Annotated in this window: 13 protein-coding genes; 12 read left to right on the top strand and 1 reads right to left on the bottom strand. The window is 60.7% G+C overall.

All coding sequences use genetic code 11. The features are described 5' to 3' along the window. The 9 genes from sdhA (at window position 1) to NP534_RS10025 (ending at window position 13271) form a co-directional block, all read left to right on the top strand. On the top strand, window positions 1-1773 hold the full coding sequence (sdhA, locus tag NP534_RS09985; RefSeq protein ID WP_274098618.1) for a succinate dehydrogenase flavoprotein subunit: 1773 nt from the start codon (window positions 1-3) through the stop codon (window positions 1771-1773). A gap of 11 nt (window positions 1774-1784) precedes the next feature. Next, window positions 1785-2489 (top strand): succinate dehydrogenase iron-sulfur subunit, encoded by a 705-nt coding sequence (locus tag NP534_RS09990; RefSeq protein WP_033699275.1) that lies wholly within the window; start codon window positions 1785-1787, stop codon window positions 2487-2489. 245 nt (window positions 2490-2734) lie between these two features. Next, window positions 2735-5566, top strand: coding sequence for a 2-oxoglutarate dehydrogenase E1 component (locus tag NP534_RS09995; RefSeq protein WP_033699274.1), 2832 nt, complete (start codon window positions 2735-2737; stop codon window positions 5564-5566). Window positions 5567-5608: 42 nt separating this feature from the next. After that, entirely contained in the window at window positions 5609-6823 is a 1215-nt protein-coding gene (gene odhB, locus NP534_RS10000) for a 2-oxoglutarate dehydrogenase complex dihydrolipoyllysine-residue succinyltransferase (protein WP_274098619.1), read from the top strand. 96 nt (window positions 6824-6919) lie between these two features. Further along, window positions 6920-8356: a dihydrolipoyl dehydrogenase gene (gene lpdA / locus NP534_RS10005; RefSeq protein ID WP_274098620.1), complete on the top strand. Its 1437-nt coding sequence runs from the start codon at window positions 6920-6922 to the stop codon at window positions 8354-8356. Window positions 8357-8528: 172 nt separating this feature from the next. After that, the gene (gene sucC / locus NP534_RS10010; RefSeq protein ID WP_008091914.1) at window positions 8529-9695 is read left to right on the top strand and encodes an ADP-forming succinate--CoA ligase subunit beta; all 1167 of its coding nucleotides are present in this window, start codon (window positions 8529-8531) and stop codon (window positions 9693-9695) included. Then, the gene (gene sucD / locus NP534_RS10015; RefSeq protein ID WP_003254203.1) at window positions 9695-10579 is read left to right on the top strand and encodes a succinate--CoA ligase subunit alpha; all 885 of its coding nucleotides are present in this window, start codon (window positions 9695-9697) and stop codon (window positions 10577-10579) included. Before sucC ends, sucD begins: the two co-directional genes overlap by 1 nt. Before the next feature lie 396 nt (window positions 10580-10975). Next, the gene (gene brnQ, locus NP534_RS10020) at window positions 10976-12289 is read left to right on the top strand and encodes a branched-chain amino acid transport system II carrier protein (protein ID WP_033699269.1); all 1314 of its coding nucleotides are present in this window, start codon (window positions 10976-10978) and stop codon (window positions 12287-12289) included. A 232-nt stretch (window positions 12290-12521) separates the two neighbouring features. Then, the gene (locus tag NP534_RS10025; RefSeq protein ID WP_033699268.1) at window positions 12522-13271 is read left to right on the top strand and encodes a DUF599 domain-containing protein; all 750 of its coding nucleotides are present in this window, start codon (window positions 12522-12524) and stop codon (window positions 13269-13271) included. 67 nt (window positions 13272-13338) lie between these two features. On the opposite strand, the gene NP534_RS10030 is transcribed toward NP534_RS10025, so the two are convergent. Continuing rightward, a complete protein-coding gene (locus tag NP534_RS10030) occupies window positions 13339-13659 on the bottom strand; it encodes a hypothetical protein (protein ID WP_274098621.1) in 321 nt (106 codons plus the stop codon). A 154-nt stretch (window positions 13660-13813) separates the two neighbouring features. Between NP534_RS10030 and NP534_RS10035 the strand changes: the two genes are divergently transcribed. The 3 genes from NP534_RS10035 to htpG form a co-directional block, all read left to right on the top strand. Next, window positions 13814-14290, top strand: a complete 477-nt coding sequence (locus NP534_RS10035) for a PaaI family thioesterase (RefSeq protein WP_033699266.1) — start codon at window positions 13814-13816, stop codon at window positions 14288-14290. Then, window positions 14287-14769 (top strand): PaaI family thioesterase, encoded by a 483-nt coding sequence (locus NP534_RS10040; RefSeq protein ID WP_033699265.1) that lies wholly within the window; start codon window positions 14287-14289, stop codon window positions 14767-14769. The genes NP534_RS10035 and NP534_RS10040 overlap by 4 nt, the downstream gene beginning before the upstream one ends. Window positions 14770-14838: 69 nt before the next feature. Continuing rightward, the coding region (gene htpG, locus NP534_RS10045) for a molecular chaperone HtpG (protein ID WP_274098622.1) at window positions 14839-16223 on the top strand (1385 nt) is incomplete at its 3' end.

Raw genomic sequence — 16223 nt, forward strand, 5'->3', positions numbered from 1 at the left:
ATGGCTAGCATTCCTACTATTTCCTTCGACGCCATCATCATTGGTGGCGGCGGCGCCGGCATGCGCGCAGCGCTGCAGCTGGCACAGGGCGGTCACAAGACTGCCGTGGTCACCAAGGTCTTCCCGACCCGTTCGCACACTGTATCCGCCCAGGGCGGCATCACCTGCGCCATCGCTTCGGCCGACCCGAACGACGACTGGCGCTGGCACATGTACGATACCGTCAAAGGTTCCGACTACATCGGTGACCAGGACGCTATCGAATACATGTGTCAGGAAGGCCCGGCTGCGGTCTTCGAGCTGGACCACATGGGCCTGCCGTTCTCGCGCACCGAAACCGGCCGTATCTACCAGCGTCCGTTCGGTGGCCAGTCCAAGGACTTCGGCAAAGGCGGCCAGGCTGCTCGTACCTGCGCAGCGTCCGACCGTACCGGTCACGCACTGCTGCACACCCTCTATCAGGGCAACCTGAAGGCGGGCACCACCTTCCTGAACGAGTATTACGCGGTTGACCTGGTGAAGAACCAGGACGGCGCGTTCGTCGGTGTGATCGCGATCTGCATCGAAACCGGCGAAACCCTGTACATCAAGTCCAAGGCCACCGTTCTGGCCACTGGCGGTGCGGGCCGTATCTACGCCTCGACCACCAACGCCCTGATCAACACCGGTGACGGTGTCGGCATGGCCCTGCGTGCCGGCGTGCCGGTGCAGGACATCGAAATGTGGCAGTTCCACCCAACCGGCATCGCCGGCGCCGGTGTACTGGTCACCGAGGGTTGCCGCGGTGAAGGTGGCTACCTGATCAACGCCCACGGCGAGCGCTTCATGGAGCGTTACGCGCCGAACGCGAAAGACCTGGCCGGCCGCGACGTGGTTGCCCGTTCCATGGTCAAAGAGATCATCGCCGGCAACGGCGTGGGCCCGAACAAGGACCACGTACTGCTGAAGCTGGACCACCTGGGCGAGGAAGTGCTGCACAGCCGCCTGCCAGGTATCTGCGAACTGTCCAAGACCTTCGCCCACGTCGACCCGGTTGTCGCGCCGGTGCCGGTCGTACCGACCTGCCACTACATGATGGGTGGTGTTGCCACCAACATTCATGGCCAGGCCATCACCATGGACGCCGAAGGCAAGGACCACATCATCCCGGGCCTGTTCGCCGTAGGTGAAGTGGCGTGCGTATCGGTCCACGGTGCCAACCGCCTGGGCGGCAACTCGCTGCTCGACCTGGTAGTGTTCGGCCGTGCTGCCGGCCTGCACCTGGAGAAGGCTCTGACCGAAGGCGTCGAGTACCGCGATGCCAGCGACACCGATGTCGACGTTGCCCTGAACCGCCTGAACAAGCTCAACGAGCGTACCGCTGGCGAAGACGTGGCAAGCCTCAAGCGCGAGCTGCAGAGCTGCATGCAGAACTACTTCGGTGTATTCCGTACTGGCGAATACATGCAGAAGGGTATCGAGCAGCTGGCTGGCCTGCGTGACCGCATCGCCAACGTGAAGATCAACGACAAGTCCCAGGCCTTCAACACCGCGCGTATCGAAGCGCTGGAGCTGCAGAACCTGCTGGAAGTTGCCGAAGCTACCGCCATTGCGGCCGAAGCCCGTAAAGAGTCGCGCGGCGCTCACGCCCGTGAAGACTTCGAAGACCGTGACGACGAGAACTGGCTGTGCCACACCCTGTACTACCCGGGTGAGAAGCGCGTTGCCAAGCGTGGCGTCAACTTTGCGCCGAAGACCGTACCGGCCTTCGAGCCAAAAATCCGGACTTACTAAGGGTGGCTGCTATGTTGAAAGTCGAAGTTTACCGTTACAACCCCGACACCGACTCGGCGCCCAAGATGGAGTCGTTCGACGTCGATACCGGCGGCAAGGACCTGATGGTTCTGGACGTGCTGGCACTGATCAAGGAAAAGGACGAGGGTTTCTCGTACCGTCGCTCGTGCCGTGAAGGCGTGTGCGGTTCCGATGGCATGAACATGAACGGCAAGAACGGCCTGGCCTGCATCACCCCGCTGTCGGGCGTGGTCAAGGGCAACAAGCTGGTGCTGCGCCCGCTGCCGGGCCTGCCGGTCATTCGTGACCTGGTCGTCGATATGAGCATCTTCTACAAGCAGTACGAGAAGGTGAAGCCATTCCTGCAGAACGATACGCCGCCTCCGGCCATCGAGCGTCTGCAGTCGCCAGAAGAGCGTGACAAGCTGGACGGTCTGTACGAGTGCATCCTGTGCGCTTGCTGCTCGACTTCCTGCCCATCGTTCTGGTGGAACCCGGACAAGTTCCTGGGCCCCGCTGCTTTGCTGCAGGCCTATCGCTTCCTGGCCGACAGCCGTGACACCAAGACTCAGGAGCGCCTGGCGTCCCTGGATGACCCGTTCAGCGTATTCCGCTGCCGCGGGATCATGAACTGCGTAAACGTTTGCCCGAAAGGTCTGAACCCGACCAAGGCAATCGGTCACGTACGTAACATGCTGCTGCAAAGCGGCACCTGATTCATCGAGCTGTACCTGCAGTAAGCCGAGGTGCGGGTGGTGAGCCCGCACTGAGGTAAAACTCGAGCAAGGGCCCACAAAGCCCGCGCTCATTACCTATGAAGATATGAGACCAGCAGGGGCTTTCCGGGCTGGTACCCGGAAAATCAGCAGGATCCAAGTGGCGTGGTTCAGTCGCTGTGTTCGGACTTTTCCAGGTTTGCTGTGGCTCTCGCCGATCGTCCCCTAACCGAGGGTGACCAAGCATGCAAGAAAGCGTGATGCAGCGCATGTGGGAAAGCGCCCACCTTTCAGGTGGTAACGCTGCATATGTGGAAGAGCTCTACGAACTCTACCTGCACGACCCTAACGCTGTGCCAGAAGAGTGGCGCACTTACTTCCAGAAGTTGCCAGCCGACGGCAGCACCGCTACCGATGTATCGCACTCTACAATCCGCGACCATTTCGTACTGCTGGCAAAGAACCAGCGCCGCGCCCAACCGGTATCCGCCGGGAGCGTGAGCAGTGAACACGAGAAGAAGCAGGTTGAAGTTCTGCGACTGATCCAGGCCTATCGTATGCGCGGTCATCAGGCTGCCAAGCTCGACCCGTTGGGGTTGTGGCAGCGCCCTGCGCCCGTAGACCTGTCGATCAATCACTACGGCTTGACCAATGCCGATCTTGATACGACCTTCCGTGCCGGCGACCTGTTCATCGGCAAAGAGGAAGCGAGCCTACGCGAGATCTTCGAGGCGCTCCAGAAGACATATTGTCGCACCATTGGCGCCGAGTTCACCCATATCGTCGATTCCGAGCAGCGCAGCTGGTTCCAGCAGCGTCTCGAAAGCGTGCGCGGCCGTCCGGAGTTTTCCGCTGACGTGCAGGCCCACCTGCTCGAGCGCGTGACCGCCGGTGAAGGGCTTGAGAAGTACCTGGGCACCAAGTACCCGGGCACCAAGCGTTTCGGCCTGGAGGGTGGCGAAAGCCTGATCCCGATGCTGGACGAGATGATCCAGCGCTCCGGCTCCTACGGCACCAAGGAAGTCGTGATCGGCATGGCCCACCGTGGCCGTCTGAACGTGCTGGTCAACACCTTCGGCAAGAACCCGCGCGAGCTGTTCGACGAGTTCGAAGGCAAGAAGATGAACGAGCTGGGCTCCGGTGACGTCAAGTATCACCAGGGCTTCTCTTCGAACGTGATGACCACCGGTGGCGAAGTTCACCTGGCCATGGCGTTCAACCCGTCCCACCTGGAAATCGTCTCGCCAGTGGTCGAGGGTTCGGTGCGCGCCCGTCAGGATCGTCGCAACGACACCGTTGGCGACAAGGTACTGCCGATCTCGATCCACGGTGACGCGGCATTCGCCGGCCAGGGCGTGGTCCTGGAAACCTTCCAGATGTCGCAGACCCGCGGTTTCAAGACCGGCGGTACCGTGCACATCGTGATCAACAACCAGGTCGGTTTCACCATCAGCAACCCGCTGGATGCGCGCTCCACCGAGTACGCCACCGACGTTGCCAAGATGATTCAGGCGCCGATCCTGCACGTCAACGGGGATGACCCGGAAGCCGTGCTGTTCGTGACCCAGCTGGCCATCGATTACCGCATGCAGTTCAAGCGTGACGTGGTCGTCGACCTAGTCTGCTACCGCCGTCGCGGCCACAACGAGGCCGACGAGCCGAACGGTACCCAGCCGCTGATGTATCAGCAGATCAGCAAACAGCGCACCACCCGTGAGCTGTATGCCGAGGCACTGATCCAGGCCGGTCGCATCGACGCCGAGCGCGCTCAGGCCAAGATCGACGAGTACCGCAACGCCCTGGACAACGGCCTGCACGTGGTCAAGAGCCTGGTCAAGGAGCCGAACCGCGAGCTGTTCGTCGACTGGCGTCCGTACCTGGGCCACGCCTGGACCGCGCGTCACGACACCCGTTTCGACCTCAAGACCCTGCAGGACCTGTCGGCCAAGCTGCTCGAGCTGCCGGAAGGCTTCGTCGTCCAGCGTCAGGTGTCGAAGATCTACGAAGATCGCCAGAAGATGCAGGCCGGTGGCTTGCCGATCAACTGGGGTTACGCAGAGACCATGGCGTACGCCACCCTGCAGTTCGAAGGTCACCCGATCCGCATGACCGGCCAGGACATCGGCCGTGGCACCTTCTCGCACCGCCACGCGGTGTTGCACAACCAGAAGGACGCCAGCACCTACGTACCGCTGCAGAACCTGTTCCCGGGCCAGCCGCGCTTCGACCTGTACGACTCCTTCCTTTCGGAAGAAGCGGTACTGGCCTTCGAATACGGCTACTCGACCACCACGCCGAACGCGCTGGTGATCTGGGAAGCCCAGTTCGGCGACTTCGCCAACGGTGCGCAAGTGGTGATCGATCAGTTCATCACCAGCGGTGAGCACAAGTGGGGTCGCCTGTGCGGTCTGACCATGCTGCTGCCACACGGCTACGAAGGGCAGGGGCCGGAGCACTCCTCCGCGCGTCTGGAGCGTTACCTGCAGCTGTGCGCCGAGCACAACATCCAGGTGTGCGTACCGACCACCCCGGCACAGATCTACCACCTGCTGCGTCGCCAGGTCATCCGTCCGCTGCGCAAGCCGCTGATCGTCCTGACGCCGAAGTCGCTGCTGCGCCACAAGCTGGCCATCTCGACCCTGGAAGACCTGGCAGAAGGTTCGTTCCAGACCGTGATCCCGGAAATCGACAACCTCGATCCGGCCAAGGTCGAACGCCTGGTCCTGTGCAGCGGCAAGGTCTACTACGACCTGCTGGAAAAACGCCGTGCCGAAGGCCGTGAAGACATCGCGATCGTGCGTATCGAGCAGCTGTATCCGTTCCCGGAAGACGACCTGGTCGAAATCCTGGCGCCATACACCAACCTCAAGCATGCCGTCTGGTGTCAGGAAGAACCGATGAACCAGGGCGCCTGGTACAGCAGCCAGCACCACATGCGCCGTATCCTGGGCCGCCACAACAAGGCACTGGTCCTGGAATACGCCGGCCGCGACGCTTCTGCCGCGCCAGCCTGTGGTTACGCTTCGAAGCACGCCGAACAGCAGGAAAAACTGCTGCAAGACGCCTTCACTGTCTAACGCCTTCGCGCACCTGAAACCGAATTTAAGGAAACACAGATAATGGCTATCGAGATCAAAGCCCCAACCTTCCCGGAATCGGTTGCCGACGGCACCGTTGCCACCTGGCACAAGAAGCCGGGCGAAGCCGTCAAACGTGACGAGCTGATCGTCGACATCGAGACCGACAAGGTCGTCCTGGAAGTCCTGGCCACCGCCGATGGCGTGATGGGTGACATCGTCAAGGGCGAGGGCGACACCGTCCTGTCCGACGAAGTGCTGGGTTCGATCGTTGAAGGTGGCGCTGCTGCCGCGCCTGCTGCTGCCCCAGCCGCTGCTGCCCCGGTTGCCGCTGCCGCCGATGCTGGCGAAGACGACCCGGTTGCCGCGCCTGCCGCGCGCAAGCTGGCCGAAGAGAACGGTATCGACCTGGCTACCGTTGCCGGCACCGGCAAAGGCGGTCGCGTCACCAAGGAAGACGTGGTTGCTGCAGTCGCCAACAAGAAGTCGGCCCCTGCCGCAGCACCGGCTGCCAAGCCTGCCGCTGCTGCCCCGGTTGTGACCGCCGCTGGTGATCGCACCGAGAAACGCGTGCCGATGACCCGTCTGCGTGCCAAGATCGCCGAGCGTCTGGTCGAAGCCCAGTCCAACATGGCGATGCTGACCACCTTCAACGAAGTCGACATGACCGAAGTCATGGCCCTGCGTTCGAAGTACAAGGACCTGTTCGAGAAGACCCACAACGGCGTACGCCTGGGCTTCATGTCGTTCTTCGTCAAGGCCGCCACCGAAGCCCTGAAGCGCTTCCCGGCTGTCAACGCCTCGATCGACGGCAACGACATCGTCTACCACGGCTTCGCCGACGTCGGCGTTGCTGTCTCCAGCGACCGTGGCCTGGTGGTTCCAGTACTGCGTAACGCCGAGTCGATGAGCCTGGCTGAAATCGAGAACGGCATCGCCACCTTTGGCAAGAAGGCCCGTGACGGCAAGCTGTCGATCGAAGAGATGACCGGCGGCACCTTCACCATCACCAACGGTGGCACCTTCGGTTCGATGATGTCGACCCCGATCGTCAACCCGCCGCAGGCTGCCATTCTCGGCATGCACAACATCATCCAGCGCCCGATGGCCATCAACGGCCAAGTGGTTATCCGCCCGATGATGTACCTGGCGCTGTCGTACGATCACCGCCTGATCGACGGCAAGGAAGCGGTAACCTTCCTGGTCACCATCAAGAACCTGCTGGAAGATCCGTCTCGCCTGCTGCTGGACATCTAATCGCGCAGCTGTAAGCTGCAAGCCGCAAGCTTCAAGCCGAAGCCTGCTGGTCTTGCGGCTTGCAGCTTGCCGCTTGAAGCTAAAAAGGAATCTTTTATGACCCAGAAATTCGACGTAGTGGTGATTGGTGCAGGTCCTGGCGGCTATGTGGCTGCCATCAAGGCTGCCCAACTTGGTCTGAAGACTGCCTGTATCGAGAAATACACCGACGCCGAGGGCAAGCTGGCCCTGGGCGGCACCTGCCTGAACGTAGGTTGCATTCCGTCCAAGGCGCTGCTGGACAGCTCCTGGAAGTACAAGGAAGCCAAAGAGAGCTTCAACGTCCACGGTATCTCCACTGGCGAAGTGAAGATGGACGTTGCCGCGATGGTCGGCCGCAAGGCGGGTATCGTCAAGAACCTGACCGGCGGCGTTGCCACCCTGTTCAAGGCCAATGGCGTTACTTCGATCCAGGGCCACGGCAAACTGCTGGCTGGCAAGAAAGTCGAAGTCACCAAGGCTGACGGCACCACCGAAATCATCGAAGCCGAGAACGTGATCCTGGCCTCCGGTTCGCGTCCGATCGACATTCCGCCGGCTCCGGTCGACCAGAACGTCATCGTCGACTCCACCGGCGCCCTGGAATTCCAGACCGTGCCACAACGTCTGGGCGTGATCGGCGCCGGCGTTATCGGCCTGGAGCTGGGTTCGGTATGGTCGCGCCTGGGTGCTCAGGTCACCGTCCTGGAAGCCCTGGAAACCTTCCTGATGGCTGCCGACACCGCGGTGTCGAAAGAAGCCCAGAAGACCCTGACCAAGCAAGGCCTGGACATCAAGCTGGGCGCGCGCGTCACTGGCTCGAAAGTCAATGGCAACGAAGTCGAAGTCACCTACACCGATGCCAACGGCGAGCAGAAGATCACCTTCGACAAGCTGATCGTTGCGGTCGGCCGTCGTCCAGTGACCACTGACCTGCTGGCTTCGGACAGCGGCGTGACCATCGACGAGCGTGGCTACATTTTCGTTGACGATCACTGCGCTACCAGCGTTCCGGGCGTGTTCGCCATCGGTGACGTGGTTCGCGGCATGATGCTGGCGCACAAGGCCTCGGAAGAGGGCATCATGGTTGTCGAGCGCATCAAAGGCCACAAGGCCCAGATGAACTACGACCTGATCCCATCGGTTATCTACACCCATCCGGAAATCGCGTGGGTCGGCAAGACCGAACAGTCCTTGAAGGCCGAGGGTGTTGAGGTTAACGTAGGCACCTTCCCGTTCGCGGCCAGCGGCCGTGCGATGGCGGCCAACGACACCGGTGGTTTCGTCAAGGTCATCGCCGATGCCAAGACCGACCGCGTACTGGGTGTGCACGTGATTGGCCCATCCGCTGCCGAGCTGGTACAGCAGGGCGCAATCGCAATGGAATTCGGCACCAGTGCCGAGGATCTGGGCATGATGGTCTTCAGCCATCCAACCCTGTCCGAAGCGTTGCATGAAGCAGCGCTGGCAGTGAATGGCGGCGCCATTCACGTAGCCAACCGTAAGAAGCGTTAATTATAAGAAACCACGGCGGGCTGCCCGTCGTGAGTCTTGCGTGCATGACTCACCGCGGAAAGTTCGCCGGATCGGACTACACGGGATAACCCGGGGTCAACGGTCACAGGTGGTGCGGCGCCAGTAATGGCGCAGCGCCGAAGCGCAGTACCTAACGAAGACGGTAAAAAGCATGAATCTTCACGAGTATCAGGGTAAGCAGCTGTTCGCTGAATACGGCCTGCCAGTATCCAAGGGTTTCGCTGTCGATACCCCTGAAGCTGCAGCAGAAGCTTGCGACAAGATCGGCGGTTCCGAGTGGGTTGTAAAAGCCCAGGTTCACGCAGGTGGTCGCGGTAAAGCGGGCGGCGTCAAGCTGGTTCGCAGCAAGGAAGACGCCAAGGCGTTCGCTGCGCAATGGTTGGGCAAGCGCCTGGTAACCTACCAGACCGACGCCAACGGTCAGCCAGTGACCAAGATCCTGGTCGAGTCCTGCACTGACATCGCCAAAGAGCTGTACCTGGGCGCTGTAGTCGATCGCTCGAGCCGCCGCATCGTATTCATGGCCTCCACCGAAGGTGGCGTGGACATCGAGAAAGTTGCTCACGAAACTCCTGAGAAGATCATCAAGGCTACTATCGATCCACTGGTCGGCGCACAGCCGTTCCAGGGTCGTGAACTGGCATTCCAGCTGGGTCTGGAAGGCAAGCAAGTTGCACAGTTCGCCAAGATTTTCGTAGGCCTGGCCAAGCTGTTCAAAGAACACGACCTGGCCCTGCTGGAAGTCAACCCGCTGGTCATCAAGGCCGACGGCGACCTGCACTGCCTGGATGCGAAGATCAACATCGACGCAAACGCCATGTACCGCCAGCCTAAGCTGAAAACCTTCCACGACCCGTCGCAGGACGACCCTCGTGAAGCCCACGCTGCCAGCTTCGAGCTGAACTACGTGGCCCTGGAAGGCAACATCGGCTGCATGGTCAACGGTGCTGGCCTGGCCATGGGTACCATGGACATCGTCAACCTGCATGGCGGCAAGCCAGCCAACTTCCTCGACGTTGGCGGCGGTGCTACCAAAGAGCGCGTTACCGAAGCGTTCAAGATCATTCTGTCCGACAGCAATGTCGCGGCCGTTCTGGTCAACATCTTCGGCGGCATCGTTCGTTGCGACATGATTGCCGAAGGCATCATCGGTGCAGTGAAAGAAGTCGGCGTTAAAGTTCCGGTTGTCGTTCGCCTCGAAGGCAACAACGCCGAACTGGGCGCTAAAGTACTGGCAGAAAGCGGTTTGAACATCATTGCGGCAACCAGCCTGACCGACGCTGCTCAACAAGTTGTCAAAGCTGCGGAGGGCAAGTAATGAGCGTCCTGATCAATAAAGACACCAAAGTCATCTGCCAGGGCTTCACCGGCTCGCAGGGTACTTTCCACTCCGAACAAGCCATCGCCTACGGCACCAAGATGGTCGGCGGCGTTACCCCAGGTAAGGGTGGCACCACCCACCTGGGCCTGCCGGTGTTCAACACCGTCAAGGAAGCCGTGGAAGCGACCGGCGCTGATGCTTCGGTCATCTACGTTCCGGCTCCGTTCTGCAAAGACTCGATCCTGGAAGCTGCCTTCGGCGGCATCAAGCTGATCGTCTGCATCACCGAAGGCATTCCTACCCTGGACATGCTGGATGCCAAGGTCAAGTGCGACGAGCTGGGCGTTACCCTGATCGGCCCTAACTGCCCAGGTGTCATCACCCCGGGCGAGTGCAAGATCGGCATCATGCCAGGTCACATCCACTTGCCAGGCAAAGTCGGTATCGTTTCGCGTTCCGGCACCCTGACCTATGAAGCGGTCAAGCAGACCACCGACGCCGGCTTCGGCCAGTCGACCTGCGTCGGCATCGGCGGTGACCCGATCCCAGGCTCCAACTTCATCGACATCCTGAAGCTGTTCCAGGAAGACCCGAAGACCGAAGCGATCGTCATGATCGGCGAGATCGGCGGTTCGGCTGAAGAAGAAGCCGCGGCCTACATCAAGGCCCACGTCACCAAGCCTGTCGTTTCCTACATCGCCGGTGTTACCGCACCTGCGGGCAAGCGCATGGGCCATGCTGGCGCCATCATCTCTGGCGGCAAAGGCACTGCGGACGAGAAGTTCGCTGCGCTGCAGGACGCAGGTGTTAAAACCGTGCGTTCGCTGGCCGACATCGGCAAGGCCCTGGCCGAGCTGACTGGCTGGGAAGCCAAGAAGTAATACGCTTTACCCCCCACGCGCACAGAGGCCACCTTCGGGTGGCCTTTGTCGTTATCAGCATTGTGTTTTTTTGCCCCGCGAAGAGGCTGGAACAGACAACCAGGAATTTTCGATGGGTATGATAGGAATTTTCACAAAGACGTTTTTCCGATCCCTGAGATAATTGCCCCGTCCCCGGTCGCACAGACGACAAACACATACGCACATCGGACAAGCAGCACTGTGCCAGTGCGTTTGACTGTCAAAACAGTTAATCTACGCGTTCACTCTGTGCCCGTCCCCCAAAAGGGAACGACACGCTAAACGGGTCTGGCTCATCAAGCCGGGCAGCATTTCCCTCATCCATGGGGAAATCCCTTCTCGAATCCCGATTTCAGCAGTGTGGTACTACCTCAAATGAAAGTTTTAAAAGGCCAGGATATCCTGGCGCTTGGCTTTATGACGTTTGCGCTTTTCGTAGGCGCCGGCAATATCATCTTCCCGCCTATCGTCGGTCTGCAGTCTGGCCCGCACGTGTGGATGGCTGCCCTGGGCTTCCTGGTGACCGCCGTGGGCCTGCCGGTCATCACCGTGGTCGCGCTGGCCAAGGTCGGTGGCGGCATGGATGCCCTGAGCAGCCCGATCGGCAAGTTCTTCGGTGGCCTGTTGGCGGCCGTGTGCTACCTGTCGGTCGGCCCGCTGTTCGCGACGCCGCGTACCGCGACCGTATCGTTCGAAGTCGGCGTGGCACCGTTGACCGGCGAAAGCCCGTTGGCGCTGTTCCTCTACAGCCTGGTGTACTTCATCGTGGTGCTGGCGGTGTCCATGTATCCGGGCAAGCTGCTCGATACCGTGGGGCGCTTCCTCGCGCCGCTGAAGATCATCGCCTTGGCGGTGCTGGGTATCGCGGCGTTCGCGCTGCCGGCCGGCACCATTGGTGAAGCGCAACCTGCCTATGCGGCTGCGGCGTTCTCCAAGGGCTTCTCCGATGGTTACCTGACCATGGATACCCTGGGCGCGCTGGTGTTCGGTATCGTCATCGTCAATGCCATCCGCTCGCGCGGTGTCGAATCGCCGAAGCTGATTACCCGCTATGCCATCATCGCCGGCCTGATCGCCGGGGTCGGCCTGGCCCTGGTGTACATCAGCCTGTTCCGCCTGGGGGCGGGCAGCCACGATATCGCGGCTGACGCCACCAACGGTGCGGCCGTATTGCATGCCTATGTGCAGCACACCTTTGGCTCGCTCGGCAGTGGCTTCCTGGCCGTGCTGATCGCGTTGGCGTGCCTGGTGACCGCGGTCGGCCTGACCTGCGCCTGTGCCGAGTACTTCAGCCAGATTCTGCCGCTGTCGTATCGCGCACTGGTGGTGATCTTGGCGGGCTTCTCGTTGCTGATCTCCAACCTGGGCCTGACCAAGCTGATCATGTTCTCGATCCCGGTACTGACGGCGATCTACCCGCCGTGCATCGTGGTGGTGGGCCTGAGCTTCGTCAAAGACCTGTGGAACTCGCCAACGCGCATTCTCGCACCGGTCATGCTGGTGTCGCTGGTGTTCGGCGTCGTCGATGCGATCAAAGGCAGCAGCCTGGCGCATGTACTGCCGGACGCCGTCGCTCACCTGCCGCTGAGTGATCAGGGCCTGGCCTGGCTGGTGCCGTCGGTGGTGACCCTGGCCGCGGCCGTGATCTACGACCGCATGCTGGGCAAGCCGCGCGAGGCGCTGGCCTGATAGGTTGAAGCCTGAGGGCTGCACCGGCCACAAGCCACAGGGTGCCAGCCAGCGGTTTACACCTGAAACCCCGTCTCCGAATGGATGCGGGGTTTTTTGTTGTTTGCCTGGGGCGTTTTTGCAGGCGGTTGCGCGAAGCGGCCTTATTCGTTGCGGTGGTGTGCCTTTTGCTGCTTGCGGGCGTCGAAACCCGGTCTCTATTCTTTGTGCACCTGGCTTTCGGGAAACCTGCATGAACTTCATTCAAAGCAACTTCAACAACCTGCTGGCAATCTGCTGGTTCGCAGCCTGCTGGGGCGGCTACACCCGTTATGCCATCTGGAAGGGCCGCGACACCGCTTGCCTGGCCAGCGTGCTGCACCTGTACCGCGAAGACTGGATGCGGCGCATGTTGATGCGCGACAACCGCATCGCCGATGCCAGCGTGATCGGCAACCTGGAGCGCAACGCTTCGTTTTTCGCCTCAAGTACCTTGATCATTCTTGCGGGTATTCTCACCGTACTCGGTGCCTCGGACAGAGCGCTGTCGCTGCTGGCCGACCTGCCCTTGGTGCAGCAGACGTCCCAAGGCATGTCGGAAATCAAGTTGCTGTGCCTGGCGACGGTCTTCGTTTATGCCTTCTTCACCTTCAGCTGGTGCATGCGTCAGTACAACTTCGCGGCGGTGCTGGTAGGGTCGGCGCCGATGATTGGCGAGCGCCTGGTCAATGAGCTGGAGCGCAAGGCATTTGCCTCGCGCGCCGCGCGGGTGTTGTCGCTGGCGGCCAACCAGTTCAACTTGGGGTTGCGCGCGTATTACTTTGGCATGGCCATGTTGAGCTGGTTTATCAGCCCCTGGTTGTTCATGGTGATGAGTGTCGGGGTCGTATTGATTCTCTACCGCCGTGAGTTTCATTCCGATGTGCTGGATGTGATGGTGTTCACACCCACGGAAAGTGCGCCGGTGGACGTCGCCAAGGAGAGCTCGGCTTCCGGCAACTGAAACGTTTAATCCTTAAACATCAGGCATAAAAAAACCCGACATTGTCGGGTTTTTTTGTACAAGCCGATTACTGCTTGGCAGGTTCGGCCGGAGTAGCAGGCGCGGTTTCTGGCGCTGGAGTGGCCGGGGCGGCTTCCGGAGCCGGAGTTGCCGGAGTTGCCGGAGCGGCTTCTTCGGCGGCCTTCTGCTGCGCTTCGGCCTGATCTTTGGCGGCTTCGGCGTTTTCCTTGGCGGCGTCGTTCATCTTATCCTGAGCTTCGCCCATTTTTTCCTGGGCTTGCTCGGCGTGTTGCTGTGCGTCTTGGGCTTTGTCTTCGCTCGCTTTATCGCAAGCGGCCAGGCCCATGGCAGCAGCCAGCATCAGAGCAAAAGCAAAAGGTTTACGCATGGGGGTGTATCTCCTTGGTGGAATAAGTGACTTGTTCCTTCGAGTACAACTACGCGGAATAAGTTCCGCGCAGGTTACAGATATATAACGCCCCGTTCTACATAGACTTTTAAACGGTTTTATGCCGTTGCGTCCGCTGCCTTGGAACTTGCCGATGAGCGATTCAACCTTGATGGCCATGGCCGAGCGTTTTCTGTCGGCCTTGAAGCATTGTCAGTTGTTGCAGATGCGCGTGGCGCATGCCGATACGCAGGGCATGACGTTGATCTTGCCGTGGTCGCCGGCAATCGTTGGCAACCCGCAAACTGGCGCGGTGCATGGTGGGGCGCTGACCACGCTGATGGACACTACCTGCGGCATGGCCACCCTGTGTGCGCTGCCACAGTTTGAAGTGTGCCCGACCCTGGACCTGCGCATCGACTACATGCACACAGCCGAAGCTGGCAAGGACATCTATGGCCATGCCCAGTGCTACCGGGTGACGCGCGATGTGATCTTCACCCGCGGCAGCGCCTACCAGGACGACCCCAGCCAGCCCATCTGCCAGGTGGTGGGAACGTTCATGCGCCTGGGGCCGCAGATCAAGGGCGGGATTCGCTTCGGCAACAGCCTCAAGGAGGGTGGCGCATGATCCCGCCAGACGTACGCCAGCAACTCAATGCCGCCCACGCGGTGGGCGACTACCGGCCGTTGCTGGCATTGATCCCCTATGCCGGTCTGATCGGCATCGAATGCGAGCGCCAGGGCGAGGACCTGCTTTTTCGCCTGCCAGCCAACCCGGACAACATTGGAAACCCTTTGCTGCCAGCGATTCATGGTGGCGTGATCGCAGGGTTCATGGAGTTGTCTGCGGCGTTGTACCTGCTGATCTACAGCGAGAGTGCGAGCATTCCCAAGGTCATCGACTTCTCCATCGACTACCTGCGCGCCGGGCACTTTCGCGACACCTACGCCCAGTGCCAGCTGTGGCGCCAAGGGCGACGGGTGACCAACGTCGCCATCACCGCCTGGCAAGGTGATCGGCAGTCGCCCATCGCCACCGCCCGGGCACATTTCAAGATCGAACCGGAAAAGCCCTTGAAATCGCCTGGGCAGCCCCCATCTGCATGACATCCGCCATTAACGCAGGCCGAATCGGCTGCAGGCGCCCACTGCCATCAGATCGGAGTTTTGAAGACCATGAGTGTGGAAACACAAAAGGAAACCCTGGGCTTCCAGACCGAGGTAAAGCAGCTGCTGCACCTCATGATTCATTCGCTGTACTCGAACAAGGAAATCTTCCTGCGTGAGCTGGTTTCCAACGCCTCCGACGCGGCTGACAAGCTGCGTTTCGAAGCCCTGGCCAAGCCAGAGCTGCTCGAAGGGGACGCGGATCTGCGCATTCGTCTGAGCTTCGACAAGGACGCCGGCACCATCACGCTCGACGACAACGGCATTGGCATGAGCCGCGAAGACGTCATCACCCACCTGGGTACCATCGCCAAGTCCGGTACTGCCGACTTCATGAAGAACCTCACCGGTGACCAGAAGAAGGACTCGCACCTGATCGGTCAGTTCGGCGTGGGCTTCTATTCGGCCTTCATCGTTGCCGACAAGGTCGACGTCTACAGCCGTCGCGCAGGTCAGCCGGCTGCCGAGGGCGTGCACTGGTCGTCCAAAGGCGAGGGCGAGTTCGAAGTCGCTACTGTAGACAAGCCAGAGCGCGGCACCCGCATCGTGCTGCACCTGAAGAAGGATGAGCAGGAGTTCGCCGATGGCTGGCGCCTGCGCAACCTGGTCAAGAAGTACTCCGATCACATTGCCCTTCCGATCCAGCTGCCTAAAGAGCAGGAAGCTGCAGAAGGCGAGGAGCAGCCAGCCGTTGAGTGGGAAACCGTCAACCGTGCCAGCGCCCTGTGGACCCGTCCGCGTACCGAGATCAAGGACGAGGAATACCAGGAGTTCTACAAGCACATCGGCCATGACTTCGAAAACCCGCTGGCCTGGAGCCACAACAAGGTCGAAGGCAAGCTTGAATACAACTCGCTGCTGTACGTGCCGGCCCGCGCGCCGTTCGACCTGTACCAGCGTGAAGCACCGCGTGGCCTGAAGCTGTATGTGCAGCGCGTGTTCATCATGGACCAGGCCGAGTCGTTCCTGCCGCTGTACCTGCGCTTCATCAAGGGCGTGGTCGATTCCAACGACCTGTCGCTGAACGTTTCTCGCGAAATCCTGCAAAAAGACCCGATCATCGATTCGATGAAGACCGCGCTGACCAAGCGCGTGCTGGACATGCTGGAGAAGCTGGCGAAAAACGAGCCAGAGCAGTACAAGGGCTTCTGGAAAAACTTCGGCCAGGTGCTGAAGGAAGGCCCGGCCGAGGACTTCGCCAACAAAGAGAAGATCGCGGGCCTGCTGCGCTTCGCCTCCACCCATGACGACAGCGGTGAGCAGAGCGTCGCCTTGGCCGATTACCTGGCTCGCGCCAAGGAAGGCCAGGACAAGATCTACTTCCTCACCGGCGAAACCTATGCGCAGGTCAAGAACAGCCCGCACCTGGAAGTCTTCCGCAAGAAGGGCATCGA

Source organism: Pseudomonas sp. 39004, from assembly GCF_028682155.1.
GTDB classification, from domain to species: Bacteria; Pseudomonadota; Gammaproteobacteria; order Pseudomonadales; family Pseudomonadaceae; genus Aquipseudomonas; species Aquipseudomonas capeferrum.

Excerpts from the sequence above, each read along its gene's own strand:
- sdhA (WP_274098618.1), top strand. The coding sequence starts at position 1 with ATGGCTAGCATTCCTACTATTTCCTTCGACGCCATCATCATTGGTGGC.
- NP534_RS09990 (WP_033699275.1), top strand. The coding sequence starts at position 1,785 with ATGTTGAAAGTCGAAGTTTACCGTTACAACCCCGACACCGACTCGGCG.
- NP534_RS09995 (WP_033699274.1), top strand. The coding sequence starts at position 2,735 with ATGCAAGAAAGCGTGATGCAGCGCATGTGGGAAAGCGCCCACCTTTCA.
- odhB (WP_274098619.1), top strand. The coding sequence starts at position 5,609 with ATGGCTATCGAGATCAAAGCCCCAACCTTCCCGGAATCGGTTGCCGAC.
- lpdA (WP_274098620.1), top strand. The coding sequence starts at position 6,920 with ATGACCCAGAAATTCGACGTAGTGGTGATTGGTGCAGGTCCTGGCGGC.
- sucC (WP_008091914.1), top strand. The coding sequence starts at position 8,529 with ATGAATCTTCACGAGTATCAGGGTAAGCAGCTGTTCGCTGAATACGGC.
- sucD (WP_003254203.1), top strand. The coding sequence starts at position 9,695 with ATGAGCGTCCTGATCAATAAAGACACCAAAGTCATCTGCCAGGGCTTC.
- brnQ (WP_033699269.1), top strand. The coding sequence starts at position 10,976 with ATGAAAGTTTTAAAAGGCCAGGATATCCTGGCGCTTGGCTTTATGACG.
- NP534_RS10025 (WP_033699268.1), top strand. The coding sequence starts at position 12,522 with ATGAACTTCATTCAAAGCAACTTCAACAACCTGCTGGCAATCTGCTGG.
- NP534_RS10030 (WP_274098621.1), bottom strand. The coding sequence starts at position 13,659 with ATGCGTAAACCTTTTGCTTTTGCTCTGATGCTGGCTGCTGCCATGGGC.
- NP534_RS10035 (WP_033699266.1), top strand. The coding sequence starts at position 13,814 with ATGAGCGATTCAACCTTGATGGCCATGGCCGAGCGTTTTCTGTCGGCC.
- NP534_RS10040 (WP_033699265.1), top strand. The coding sequence starts at position 14,287 with ATGATCCCGCCAGACGTACGCCAGCAACTCAATGCCGCCCACGCGGTG.